Source organism: Streptomyces sp. H27-D2 (genome assembly GCF_035828615.1).
Lineage (GTDB): Bacteria > Actinomycetota > Actinomycetes > Streptomycetales > Streptomycetaceae > Streptomyces.
In genome coordinates this window covers 1-11,827 of the sequence record NZ_JAYMZR010000146.1, presented here as the reverse complement: position 1 = coordinate 11,827, position 11,827 = coordinate 1, and the positions used below count along the sequence as shown (strand labels likewise).

Here is an 11,827-nt window from a genome sequence, read left to right as displayed (position 1 = left end):
TGAGCAGCCGCAGCTCCTCGCCGGCGCTCGCGGTGCCTACGGCCGCGGCGTCATCGGGGTTTTCGGGGTTTTCGGGGTCGCCCGCCGCGCTGTCCGCGGCGTCCCCGCTGTCCGTTCCGCCGCCCGCGTCACCGTCAGCCGCGCCGCCCGCATCGCCGTCCTCGTCGAACTCCTCGATCTCGACCAGGCCGGTGTCCACGGCGAGCCGCCACGCCTCGCTCGCGAGCAGCGGGCCGTCCTCGTCGTCCGACAGGCCGAGGTGGCGGATCGCCTCCTGGAGGCCCGCGTCGAGCAGTTCGCCGCCCGCGCCGACCCGGGTCCGGGGGCCGGCCAGGCCGGCGATCCGCGCGGCCCGCGCGAAGAGCGGGGCCGAGAGCGCGTCGCGGGCCAGCTCGGCGTCGGAGTGCAGCCGCACCGGCGGCAGGGTGGGACGGTCTGCGGACATCAGGTGTTCGTCTCCTCAGGCGTGGTGCACGGGGCTGGGCGGTGCCCAAGCGTAGACGGGTTTCGTCCACTGCCGCCCGGTTCATGTACACACCCGCGACCGTCCCTCCGAAGTCCCTTGACAACTCCCGCGCCCGCGCAGGAGATTGACGCGCGTAGACCGCACATTCGCCGTCCCCCGCCGTCCACCGGAGGCTCCGTTGTCCATACCGCCCGCTCGCATCGCCCCCCGCTCCCACCTGCGCAGACCGGCCGCCGTCGGCGCCGTGGTCGCCGCCGCGCTCGCCGCCGGGCTGCTCGCCGCCCCGCAGGCCGCTTCGGCCGCCGACGTCCGCGTGCACGACATCCAGGGCAGCACCCGGATATCCCCGCTGGCCGGACAGCCGGTCGCAGCGGTCCCCGGCACCGTCACCGCGGTCCGCGCCTTCGGCTCGGCGCGCGGCTTCTGGGTGCAGGACCCCACGCCCGACCGCGACCCGGCGACCAGCGAGGGGATCTTCGTCTTCACCGGCTCCACGACGCCCACGGTCGCCGTCGGCGACTCGGTGCGGGTCTCCGGCACCGTCAGCGAGTACTACCCGGGCGGCGCCGCGGCCGGACTCCAGTCGGTCACCCAGCTCGGCCGGGCGACCTGGACGGTCGAGTCCTCCGGCGCCCCGCTGCCGGCCTCCTTCCGGCTCCGCCCCGCCTCCGTGCCCGACCGCTACGCGCCCGCCGCGGACGGCGGCGGCATCGAGGGGCTGAAGCTGCGCCCGCGTTCGTACGCCCTGGACCGCTACGAATCCCTGGAGGGAATGCGGGTCGGCGTCGAGGACGCGCCGGTCGTCGGCGCGACCAGCACGCACAACGAGCTGTGGGTGACCGCCGAGCCCCGGCACAACCGGACGGCGCGCGGCGGCGCGCTCTACGGCTCGTACCGCGACCCCAACTCCGGCCGGGTCAAGGTCGCCTCGCTGATCCCGTTCGCCGAGCGCCCGTTCCCGGTCGCGGACGTGGGCGACGCGCTGAGCGGCGGCACTGCGGGCCCGCTCGACTACGACAACTTCGGCGGCTACGAGATCCAGGCCACCACCCTCGGCCAGGTCGCCGACCACGGCCCGGCCCGGGAGACCACCCGCGAGCAGAAGTCCGGCGAGCTGGCCGTCGCGACCTACAACGTGGAGAACCTCTCCCCCAAGACCCCGCAGGCGAAGTTCGACCGCCTCGCGGCGGCCCTGGTCGGCAACCTCGCCTCCCCCGACATCGTCGCCCTGGAGGAAGTGCAGGACGACAACGGCGCGACCAACGACGCCGTCGTGAGCGCCGAGGCCACCCTGAAGAAGCTCACCGACGCGGTAGCGGCGGCCGGCGGCCCCCGCTACGCCTGGCGGCAGATCAACCCGGTCGACGACCAGGACGGCGGCGAGCCCGGCGGCAACATCCGCACCGCCTTCCTCTACAACCCCGACCGGGTCTCCTTCACCGACATCCCCGGCGGCGACTCGACCACCCCGGTGGACGTCGTGGACGAGGGCCGCAGCGCCCGGCTGTCCGTCTCACCCGGCCGCATCGACCCGCTCAACGAGGCCTGGAAGAGCAGCCGTAAGCCGCTGATCGGCCAGTTCTCCTTCCAGGGCCGCCCGGTCTTCGTGGTCGCCAACCACTTCAACTCCAAGGGCGGCGACCAGGCCCTGGACGGCCGCTTCCAGCCGCCGGCCCGGACCTCCGAGGTCCAGCGGGTCCGGCAGGCGACGGCCGTCAACTCCTTCGTCAAGAAGCTGCTCGCAGCCGACCCGAAGGCCGACGTCGTCGTCACGGGCGACATCAACGACTACCAGTTCTCGCCCGCGCTGGCCGCCCTGACCGACGGCGGCGCGCTCACCGACCTGGTCGACCGGCTGCCGCGTAAGGAGCGTTACGGCTATGTCTTCAACGGCAACTCGCAGGTGCTGGACCACATGCTGACCAGCCGCCATCTGCGCCGCGCCGACTACGACATCGTGCACATCAACGCGGAGTTCGCCGACCAGGCGAGCGACCACGACCCCCAGGTGCTGCGGCTGAAGCCGTAACCGCGGCGGGCCCCGGGCTCCCGGGGCCCGCCCTGCGCGTCAGCCCGCCAGGGCCGCCGCGATGGCCTCGACGATGTCGGGACTGCCCGTGCCTCGGCGGGAAGAAGACAGGAACGGCCCGCACCGGAGTCCGGTACGGGCCGTTCCTATGCGTAATGCTGCACGAGCGCCGATCAGTTGTGGCTGTGCAGGACCTCGTTGAGGCCGCCCCATGAGCCGGTCCGCTGCAGCGCCTCGACGGTGCCGGTGACCGAGTTGCGGCGGAACAGCAGGTTGCTCGCGCCGGACAGCTCCAGCGCCTTGACGACCTTGCCGTCGGGCAGCGTGACCCGGGTGCCCGCCGTGACGTACAGACCCGCCTCGACGATGCAGTCGTCGCCGAGCGCGATGCCCAGGCCGGCTTCCGCACCCAGCAGGCAGCGCTCGCCGATGGAGACGATCTGCTTGCCGCCGCCGGACAGGGTGCCCATGATCGAGGCGCCGCCGCCGATGTCGGAGCCGTCGCCGACCACGACGCCCGCACTGATCCGGCCCTCGACCATGGAGGTGCCGAGGGTCCCGGCGTTGAAGTTGACGAAGCCCTCGTGCATCACGGTGGTGCCGGTGGCGAGGTGTGCGCCGAGCCGGACGCGGTCCGCGTCGGCGATCCGGACGCCGGCGGGGGCCACGTAGTCGGTCATCCTGGGGAACTTGTCGATGCTGGTCACCGCGAGGTGCAGGCCCTCGGCGCGGGCCGCGAGGCGGACCTTCTCGACCTGGTCGACGGCGACGGGGCCGAGCGAGGTCCAGGCGACGTTGGCGAGCAGCCCGAAGACGCCCTCCAGGCTCTGGCCGTGCGGCCGGACGAGGCGGTGGCTGAGCAGGTGCAGCCGGAGGTAGGCGTCGTGCGCGTCGAGCGGCTTGTCGTCCAGCGAGGCGATGACCGTGCGCACGGCGACGACCTCGACGCCGCGGCGGGCGTCGTGGCCGAGCGCCTTGGGCGCGGCCTCGCCGAGCAGCTCGGCGGCGCGCTCGGCGGTCAGCCGCTCGGTCCCGGCCGGGCCGGTGCTGTCCGCGGCGACCAGGTCGGGCGCGGGGTACCAGGTGTCGAGAACGGTGCCGTCGCCGGTGATGGTGGCAAGGCCGGCGGCGACGGCGCCGGTGGTGCGAGTAGCAGTCGTGTCGGTCATGGTCGAAACCTAACCGCCGGTGGCCCGCCGAGGCGAACCGGTCTCAGCGACCGGCCCGCCGGAGCGGGCCGCTCCGCCGGATTCGCACCGGCCTCAGCACCCGCCCTCACCCGCCCTCAGTGCCCGCCGCCGAGGTTGAGCACCGCCACGCCCGCGATGACGAGCCCGATGCCGAGCAGCTTCACCGCGGAGGCGCTCTCGCCGAGGAAGGCCATCCCGATCGCCGCGATGATCGCGGTGCCGGCCCCCGACCAGATCGCGTAGACGGTGCCGACCTCCATGGTGCGGAGCGTCTGCGCGAGCAGGTAGAAGGCGATGCCGTAGCCGAGGGCCGTGCCGAGAGAGGGCCAGAGCTTGCTGAATCCGTCGCTGTACTTCATCGAGGTCGTGCCGAGCACCTCGGCGATGATCGCGCCCGCCAGCATCAGATAGGTCATCGCCGGGCCTTGATCACGAGGTGCCGGAGCTTCATTGCCATGGGCTCATCCTGCCCTGCGCATCGCGGCGCCCCCGGTGATCGACAGACTGCGAGAACACGGAGAACGCGGGAACGCCTGTGGGGCGCCGCATCGAGCGGCGCCCCACAGGCGTGACAAAAGCGAACCGGTGTACCGGGACGGATGTCTCAGACGTTGAAGCCCAGCGCGCGAAGCTGCTCGCGGCCGTCGTCCGTGATCTTGTCCGGACCCCACGGCGGCATCCACACCCAGTTGATGCGGAGTTCGTTGACGATGCCTTCGGTGGCCGACTTCGCCTGGTCCTCGATGACGTCGGTCAGCGGGCAGGCCGCGGACGTCAGCGTCATGTCGATGGTGGCGATGTTGGCGTCGTCCACGTGCACGCCGTAGATCAGACCGAGGTTGACGACGTCGATGCCCAGCTCGGGGTCGACCACGTCGTAGAGGGCCTCGCGGACCTCTTCCTCACTCGCGGGCTTGGTGGTCATGGTCTCGTTGTCGCTCATGCGGTCTCCTTCGGGGCACCGTCGCCCAGTGCCTGGGCTGTAGCGTCTTTCCACGCCATCCAGCTCAGCAACGCGCACTTCACACGCGCCGGATACTTCGAGACACCGGCGAACGCGACCGCGTCCTCCAGTACCTCCTCCATCGCGTCGTCCGGCTCGATCTTGCCCCTGGACTGCATCAGTTCGAGGAAGGCCGCCTGGACCTTCCGCGCTTCGGCGAGGTCCTTGCCGACCAGCAGATCATAGAGAACGGACGCGCTGGCCTGGCTGATCGAACAGCCCTGCCCCTCGTACGAGACGTCGGCGATGGTGTCGCCGTCGAGCCGCACGCGGAGGGTGATCTCGTCACCGCACGTCGGATTGACGTGGTGCACCTCGGGGCCACCGTCCCGCAAGCCCCGTCCGTGCGGGTGCTTGTAGTGGTCCAGGATGACTTCCTGGTACATCGAATCAAGCTTCACGAGTCCAACCCTTACCCGAAGAAGTTCCGTACATGCTCCAGGCCGTCGACCAAGGCGTCGACCTCGCCGGGAGTGGAGTACAGATAGAACGACGCTCGTGTGGTCGCGGGAATTCCGTACCGCAGGCACACCGGCCGCGCGCAGTGATGGCCGACCCGTACCGCGATGCCCTGCTCGTCGAGCACCTGGCCCACGTCGTGCGGGTGGATGTCGCCGAGCACGAAGGAGATCGTCGCACCGCGGTCCTCGGACGTCGTCGGACCGATGATGCGCAGGTCCGGGATGTTCTGGAACTTGCTCACCGCGTACTCGGTGAGCGCGTGCTCATGCGCGGCGATGCGGTCCATGCCGATCGCGGAGAGGTAATCCACCGCCGCACCGAGGCCGACGGCCTGGGCGATGGGGGGCGTACCGGCCTCGAACTTGTGCGGCGCGGGCGCGTAGGTGGAGGAGTGCATCGACACGGTCTCGATCATCTCGCCGCCGCCGAGGAACGGCGGCAGGTCCTCCAGCAGCTCCTGGCGGCCCCACAGCACGCCGATGCCGGTCGGCCCGCACATCTTGTGGCCGGTGAAGGCCACGAAGTCGGCCTGCAGCGCCTGGACGTCCAGCACCATGTGCGGGGCGGCCTGCGAGGCGTCGATGACCACGAGCGCGCCGACGTCCTGGGCGCGCCGGATGATCGCCTCGACCGGGTTGATCGTGCCCATGATGTTGGAGACCAGCGTGAACGAGACGACCTTGGTCTTCTCGGTGATGATCTCTTCGATGTTGGACAGGTCGAGCCGGCCGCCGTCGGTGAGGCCGAACCACTTCAGCTTCGCGCCGGTGCGCTGCGAGAGCAGTTGCCACGGCACGATGTTGGAGTGGTGCTCCATCTCCGTGATGACGATCTCGGTCTCGCTGTCGACCCGGTAGGGCTCGTCGGCCCAGCCGAGCATGTTGGCGACGAGGTTGAGCGACTCCGAGGCGTTCTTGGTGAAGATCACCTCGTCACGGCTCGGCGCGTTGATGAAGGCCGCGACCTTGTCACGGGCGCCCTCGTAGAGCGCGGTGGCCTCTTCGGCCAGCACGTGCACGCCGCGGTGGACGTTGGCGTTGTGCTGCTCGTAGTACTCGTTCAGCGCGTCGAGCACCTGGCGCGGCTTCTGCGAAGTCGCCGCGTTGTCCAGGTAAACGATCTTCTTTCCGTCGTGGATCACCCGGTCCAGGATCGGGAAGTCCTTACGGATCGCCTCTGTATCCAGGAGGCCCGGGAGCAATGTCACGCGGTTACGCCACCCTTCGTGTACGCCTCGTAGCCCTCGTTCTCGAGCTTGTCGGCCAGCTCGGCGCCACCGGACTCGGCGATCCGGCCGTGCGCGAACACGTGCACGAAGTCGGGCTTGATGTAGCGCAGGATGCGCGTGTAGTGCGTGATCAGCAGGGTGCCGACGTCGCCGTTCTCGCGGACCCGGTTGACGCCCTCGGAGACGGTGCGCAGCGCGTCGACGTCCAGACCGGAGTCGGTCTCGTCGAGGATCGCGATCTTCGGGCGGAGCAGTTCGAGCTGGAGGATCTCGTGGCGCTTCTTCTCGCCGCCGGAGAAGCCCTCGTTGACGTTGCGCTCGGCGAAGGTCGGGTCCATGGAGAGCTTCTCCATGGCCGCCTTGACCTCCTTGATCCACAGCCGCAGCTTGGGGGCCTCGCCGCGGATCGCGGTGGCGGAGGTGCGCAGGAAGTTGGAGACGGAGACGCCGGGGACCTCGACCGGGTACTGCATGGCGAGGAAGAGACCGGCGCGGGCGCGCTCGTCGACGGTCATCTCGAGGACGTTCTCGCCGTCGAGGGTGACGGTGCCACCGGTGATCTTGTACTTCGGGTGGCCCGCGAGGGAGTAAGCGAGGGTGGACTTGCCGGAGCCGTTGGGCCCCATGATGGCGTGCGTCTCGCCCTGCTTCACGGTCAGGTCGACGCCGCGGAGGATCTCCTGGAGGCCGTTGTCGACCTCGACGGAGACGTGCAGGTCGTGGATCTCAAGCGTTGCCATGGGGAACTCAGGACTCCTGGATGACGGAGACGAGAACATCGTCCCCTTGGATCTTGACGGGGTATACGGGCACGGGCCGCGTGGCCGGCAGGCCGGAGGGCTTGCCGGTCCGCAGATCGAAGGTGGAGCCGTGCAACCAACACTCGATCATGCAGTCCTCGACCTCGCCCTCGGCGAGCGACACGTTCGCGTGCGAGCAGATGTCGTTGATCGCGAACACCTCGCCCTCGGTGCGGACGATCGAGACGGGAATGCCGTCCAGCTCGACGCGCTTGGGTGTGTCCTCTTCGAGCTCACTGAGGGCACAGGCACGGACGAACGCGGGGTCGGCACTCATGCGACGGACGCTTCCAGCTCGACGTCGATCTTGGCGAGCAGTCGCTCCTGGACGTCCGGAAGGCCGATCTTCTGGACGAGCTCGGCGAAGAAGCCGCGGACGACCAGGCGGCGGGCCTCGTCGGCCGGGATGCCGCGCGCCATCAGGTAGAACAGCTGCTCGTCGTCGAAGCGGCCGGTCGCCGAGGCGTGGCCGGCGCCGACGATCTCGCCGGTCTCGATCTCCAGGTTGGGGACCGAGTCGACCCGCGCGCCGTCCGTGAGGACGAGGTTGCGGTTGAGCTCGTAGGTGTCGGTGCCCTCGGCGCCGGCGCGGATCAGCACGTCGCCGATCCAGACCGCGTGCGCGTCCCTGCCCTGCAGCGCGCCCTTGTACGTGACGTTGCTGCGGCAGTGCGGGGCGTCGTGGTCGATGAAGAGGCGGTGCTCCTGGTGCTGGCCGTTGTCGGTGAAGTAGAGGCCGAACAGCTCGGCCTCGCCGCCGGGGGCGCCGTAGACGATCCGCGGGTGCAGCCGGACCAGGTCGCCGCCGAAGGTGACGATGACGGACTTGAAGGAGGCGTCCCGGCCGATCAGCGCGGTGTGCTGGGCGACGTGCACCGCCGCGTCGTCCCAGTCCTGGACGGACACGACGGTGAGCTTGGCGCCGTCGCCGATCAGGTACTCGACGTTGGAGGCGAGCGTCGCGTCGCCGGTGTGGTCGATGACCACGATGGCTTCGGCGAACGCGCCGAGCTCGATCACGAGGTGGCCGAAGGATGTGCCGCCATTGCCGTGCACGCCGATGCGGACCGGCTCGGTCAGCACCAGTTCCTTGGGCACCGAGACGACGGACGCCTTCTCGAAGGAGGAGTACGCCTGGGCCGCGACCCGGTCCACCGGCTTGCCGGACTTGCCGACCCGCGCGTCGTCCCGGCCCACGGTCTCGACCAGCACGCCGGCGGGCGCCTCGACGGTGACGGCGACGCCGCCGTCCGCCTTGGCGGTGCCGTCGTGCAGGCCCTTGAGCCGTGCCAGGGGAGTGAAGCGCCACTCCTCCTCACGGCCCTGCGGCACCGGGAAGTCGGCCACGTCATAGGACGCGACCGCGCTGATGCGGGCGTCGACGGAGTGCGCGGATGTGCGGCCGGTACCGGGACCGGCGAGCTGGGCGCCGCTGGTCGCGGTGCCCACCTCGATCGATCCGGCCGTGGTGCCGCCGGCGGGGATGTTGTCGGCCATGCTGGCGTACTGCTCGCTTTCTCGGAGGATTTCTTCGCTCGCGGGAGGGGCTGTCGAGAGGTGACCGGCGGGCCGGGTCAGCCGACGGAGCCTTCCATCTGCAGTTCGATCAGCCGGTTGAGCTCCAGCGCGTACTCCATCGGCAGCTCACGGGCGATCGGCTCCACGAAGCCCCGGACGATCATCGCCATCGCTTCGAACTCCGTCAGACCGCGGCTCATCAGGTAGAAGAGCTGGTCGTCGCTGACCTTGGAGACGGTCGCCTCGTGGCCCATCGACACGTCGTCCACCCGGACGTCCACGTACGGGTAGGTGTCCGAGCGGGAGATGGTGTCCACCAGCAGCGCGTCGCACAGCACGTTGGACTTCGAGCCCTCGGCGCCCTCGCCGATCTCGATCAGACCGCGGTAGGAGGTACGGCCGCCGCCTCGCGCCACCGACTTGGAGACGATGTTGGAGGAGGTGTTCGGAGCCATGTGGACCATCTTGGCGCCGGCGTCCTGGTGCTGGCCCTCGCCCGCGAAGGCGATGGACAGGGTCTCGCCCTTGGCGTGCTCGCCCATCAGGTAGACGGCCGGGTACTTCATGGTGACCTTGGAGCCGATGTTGCCGTCGACCCACTCCATGGTCGCGCCCTCGTACGCCACGGCGCGCTTGGTGACGAGGTTGTAGACGTTGTTCGACCAGTTCTGGATGGTCGTGTAGCGGCAGCGGCCGCCCTTCTTCACGATGATCTCCACGACCGCGGAGTGCAGCGAGTCGGAGGAGTAGACCGGCGCGGTGCAGCCCTCGACGTAGTGCACGTAAGCGCCCTCGTCGACGATGATCAGCGTCCGCTCGAACTGGCCCATGTTCTCCGTGTTGATGCGGAAGTAGGCCTGCAGCGGGATGTCGACGTGCACACCCGGCGGGACGTAGACGAAGGATCCGCCGGACCACACGGCCGAGTTCAGCGACGCGAACTTGTTGTCGCCGACCGGGATGATGCTGCCGAAGTACTCCTTGAACATCTCCGGGTGCTCTTTGAGCGCCGTGTCGGTGTCCAGGAAGAGAACGCCCTGCTCCTCCAGGTCCTCGCGGATCTGGTGGTAGACGACCTCGGACTCGTACTGGGCTGCGACACCGGCGACGAGACGCTGCTTCTCGGCCTCCGGGATGCCCAGGCGGTCGTAGGTGTTCTTGATGTCGTCGGGCAGGTCCTCCCAGGAGGTGGCCTGCTTCTCCGTGGAGCGCACGAAGTACTTGATGTTCTGGAAGTCGATGCCGCCGAGGTCGGAGCCCCAGGTCGGCATGGGCTTCTTGTCGAACAGACGCAGGCCCTTCAGCCGCATCTTCAGCATCCACTCGGGCTCGGACTTCTTCGCCGAGATGTCGCGGACGACGGCCTCGGACAGGCCGCGCTTGGCGTTGGAGCCGGCGACGTCGGAGTCGGCCCAGCCGAATTCGTACGTGCCCAGACCCTCGAGTTCGGGGTGAGCAGTCTCCGTGGGGAGCGTCATGCGGGGTTCCTCCCGGCTGTGCTTTCAGATGCTTTGGCAGGCTTGCTGGTACTGCTGTGCGGTACGAAGGTCGTGCACACCCCGTCGCCGTGGGCGATGGTGGCCAGCCGCTGGACGTGGGTTCCGAGCAGGCGGGAGAAGACCTCGGTCTCCGCCTCGCACAGCTGCGGAAACTGTTCGGCGACATGGGCTACCGGGCAGTGGTGCTGGCAGAGCTGCTCGCCGATCGGTGCGCTTCGCGCCGTAGCAGCGTACCCGTCGCCGGTCAATGCCTTGGCCAAGGCCTCCGTACGGTCCTCGGGGGCGGCGTTCTCGACGGCTTCGCGATAGGTCTCGGCCTGTGCGGCCATCCGGGCGCGGGCGAAGGCCGCGACCGCGGCTTCGCCCATCTCGCCGCCGCCCGCTGCCTGCGCGATCCAGCGCAGCGCTTCGGTGGCGAGCGTGTCGTACGCCTGGTCGAAGGCGTCCCGTCCGCAGTCGGTCAGGGCGAATGCCTTGGCCGGGCGGCCTCGGGTGCGCGCGCCGTAGATCCGCTTCTCACGGGACTCCACGACTCCGTCGGCGGCCAGCGCGTCGAGGTGACGGCGGACGGCTGCCTGGGTGAGTTCGAGGCGCAGGGCGAGCTCGGCCGCGGTGGACGGTCCGTGGTCGAGGATCGAGCGGGCGACCCGGTTGCGGGTGCCGCTCTGCTCGTCGAGCGCGGGCGCGGCGATGCCGGCGGTCGGGCCGACCACCGGTGCCCGCTGAACCTCGCTCGTGTATTTCACAACGCTATTGTTGCGTAATTCCCTCGGCACGTACAACCCCAGCTTGGATCACAGTCTGGTGGCCTCAATCACTTAGGGTCACCTAAGTCGCCGCTGGAACAGCCCCGCAGGACCGCTGCCGGCCCGCTGCCGACCCGCTGCCGACCCCTTGCGGGCCCGTCCCCGGACCGCTCCCGGCCGGCGTCCCGCCCTGGCGGCGAGCGGCGCACCGCCGGTTCGTAGACTGCCCGCATGCGAAACGAGCCTGCCGTCGAGGTCGTCGGCCTGGTCAAGCGGTACGGAACGAAGACCGCGGTGGACGGGCTCGACCTGACCGTCCCGCGCGGCTCCCTGACCGCCGTCCTCGGCCCCAACGGCGCCGGAAAGACCACCACACTCGAAACCTGCGAGGGCTACCGCCGCCCCGACGCCGGCCGCGTCCGGATTCTGGGCCTCGACCCGTTCGCCGACTCCGCCGCGCTGCGCCCGCGGATCGGCGTGATGCTCCAGTCCGGCGGCGTCTATCCCGGCGCGCGGGCCGAGGAGATGCTGCGGCACACCGCCGCGCTGCACGCCCACCCGGTCGACGTCGACGCGCTCATCGAACGGCTCGGCCTCGACGGCTGCGGCCGGACCGCCTACCGGCGGCTCTCCGGCGGCCAGCAGCAGCGGCTCGCGCTCGCCATGGCCGTCGTCGGCCGCCCCGAGCTGGTCTTCCTCGACGAGCCGACCGCCGGGCTCGACCCGCAGGCCCGGCACGCCACCTGGGAGCTGATCCGCGAGCTGCGCGCCGGCGGCGTGAGCGTCGTCCTCACCACCCACCACATGGACGAGGCCGAACAGCTCGCCGACGACGTCGCCATCATCGACGGCGGCCGCGTGATCGCCCGGGGCAGCCCCGAGCAGC

Annotated in this window: 12 protein-coding genes and 1 pseudogene; 2 read left to right on the top strand and 11 right to left on the bottom strand. The window is 70.0% G+C overall.

Annotated elements, in window-relative coordinates; translation table 11 throughout:
- Positions 1 to 445 (bottom strand): annotated as a pseudogene (locus QMK28_RS32150) (hypothetical protein); the annotation flags it as partial.
- A gap of 205 nt (positions 446 to 650) precedes the next feature.
- Between QMK28_RS32150 and QMK28_RS32145 the strand changes: the two are divergent.
- Positions 651 to 2,495, top strand: coding sequence for an endonuclease/exonuclease/phosphatase family protein (locus tag QMK28_RS32145; RefSeq protein WP_443050896.1), 1,845 nt, complete (start codon positions 651 to 653; stop codon positions 2,493 to 2,495).
- A 173-nt stretch (positions 2,496 to 2,668) separates the two neighbouring features.
- Here the strand turns inward: QMK28_RS32145 and dapD are convergent, their stop codons facing one another.
- From dapD to QMK28_RS32095, 10 genes are all read right to left on the bottom strand, one after another.
- On the bottom strand, positions 2,669 to 3,664 hold the full coding sequence (gene dapD / locus QMK28_RS32140) for a 2,3,4,5-tetrahydropyridine-2,6-dicarboxylate N-succinyltransferase (protein WP_326443230.1): 996 nt from the start codon (positions 3,662 to 3,664) through the stop codon (positions 2,669 to 2,671).
- 116 nt (positions 3,665 to 3,780) lie between these two features.
- Positions 3,781 to 4,101, bottom strand: coding sequence for a DMT family transporter (locus QMK28_RS32135; protein ID WP_326443229.1), 321 nt, complete (start codon positions 4,099 to 4,101; stop codon positions 3,781 to 3,783).
- 188 nt (positions 4,102 to 4,289) lie between these two features.
- Entirely contained in the window at positions 4,290 to 4,628 is a 339-nt protein-coding gene (locus tag QMK28_RS32130) for a metal-sulfur cluster assembly factor (RefSeq protein ID WP_326443228.1), read from the bottom strand.
- The gene (sufU, locus tag QMK28_RS32125; RefSeq protein ID WP_326443227.1) at positions 4,625 to 5,089 is read right to left on the bottom strand and encodes a Fe-S cluster assembly sulfur transfer protein SufU; all 465 of its coding nucleotides are present in this window, start codon (positions 5,087 to 5,089) and stop codon (positions 4,625 to 4,627) included. Before sufU ends, QMK28_RS32130 begins: the two co-directional genes overlap by 4 nt.
- An 11-nt stretch (positions 5,090 to 5,100) precedes the next feature.
- Positions 5,101 to 6,357 carry a cysteine desulfurase gene (locus tag QMK28_RS32120; protein ID WP_326443226.1) on the bottom strand — a complete coding sequence of 419 codons (1,257 nt, stop codon included), beginning with the start codon at positions 6,355 to 6,357 and terminating at the stop codon, positions 5,101 to 5,103.
- The gene (sufC, locus tag QMK28_RS32115) at positions 6,354 to 7,118 is read right to left on the bottom strand and encodes a Fe-S cluster assembly ATPase SufC (RefSeq protein WP_326443225.1); all 765 of its coding nucleotides are present in this window, start codon (positions 7,116 to 7,118) and stop codon (positions 6,354 to 6,356) included. The genes QMK28_RS32120 and sufC overlap by 4 nt, the downstream gene beginning before the upstream one ends.
- 7 nt (positions 7,119 to 7,125) lie before the next feature.
- Complete coding sequence (locus tag QMK28_RS32110; protein WP_326443224.1) at positions 7,126 to 7,455, bottom strand: non-heme iron oxygenase ferredoxin subunit; 330 nt, start codon at positions 7,453 to 7,455, stop codon at positions 7,126 to 7,128.
- Positions 7,452 to 8,675 carry a Fe-S cluster assembly protein SufD gene (gene sufD, locus QMK28_RS32105; protein WP_326443223.1) on the bottom strand — a complete coding sequence of 408 codons (1,224 nt, stop codon included), beginning with the start codon at positions 8,673 to 8,675 and terminating at the stop codon, positions 7,452 to 7,454. The genes QMK28_RS32110 and sufD overlap by 4 nt, the downstream gene beginning before the upstream one ends.
- A 77-nt stretch (positions 8,676 to 8,752) precedes the next feature.
- On the bottom strand, positions 8,753 to 10,174 hold the full coding sequence (gene sufB, locus QMK28_RS32100) for a Fe-S cluster assembly protein SufB (RefSeq protein ID WP_326443222.1): 1,422 nt from the start codon (positions 10,172 to 10,174) through the stop codon (positions 8,753 to 8,755).
- A complete protein-coding gene (locus tag QMK28_RS32095) occupies positions 10,171 to 10,941 on the bottom strand; it encodes a helix-turn-helix transcriptional regulator (protein ID WP_443050894.1) in 771 nt (256 codons plus the stop codon). The genes sufB and QMK28_RS32095 overlap by 4 nt, the downstream gene beginning before the upstream one ends.
- 231 nt (positions 10,942 to 11,172) lie before the next feature.
- Here QMK28_RS32095 and QMK28_RS32090 point away from each other — a divergent pair.
- The coding region (locus tag QMK28_RS32090) for an ABC transporter ATP-binding protein (RefSeq protein WP_326443221.1) at positions 11,173 to 11,827 on the top strand (655 nt) is incomplete at its 3' end.

What these genes read in the sequence shown, in the direction of transcription:
- dapD (WP_326443230.1), bottom strand. Translation starts at nt 3,664, where the DNA reads ATGACCGACACGACTGCTACTCGCACCACCGGCGCCGTCGCCGCCGGC.
- QMK28_RS32135 (WP_326443229.1), bottom strand. Translation starts at nt 4,101, where the DNA reads ATGACCTATCTGATGCTGGCGGGCGCGATCATCGCCGAGGTGCTCGGC.
- QMK28_RS32130 (WP_326443228.1), bottom strand. Translation starts at nt 4,628, where the DNA reads ATGAGCGACAACGAGACCATGACCACCAAGCCCGCGAGTGAGGAAGAG.
- sufC (WP_326443225.1), bottom strand. Translation starts at nt 7,118, where the DNA reads ATGGCAACGCTTGAGATCCACGACCTGCACGTCTCCGTCGAGGTCGAC.
- QMK28_RS32110 (WP_326443224.1), bottom strand. Translation starts at nt 7,455, where the DNA reads ATGAGTGCCGACCCCGCGTTCGTCCGTGCCTGTGCCCTCAGTGAGCTC.
- sufD (WP_326443223.1), bottom strand. Translation starts at nt 8,675, where the DNA reads ATGGCCGACAACATCCCCGCCGGCGGCACCACGGCCGGATCGATCGAG.
- sufB (WP_326443222.1), bottom strand. Translation starts at nt 10,174, where the DNA reads ATGACGCTCCCCACGGAGACTGCTCACCCCGAACTCGAGGGTCTGGGC.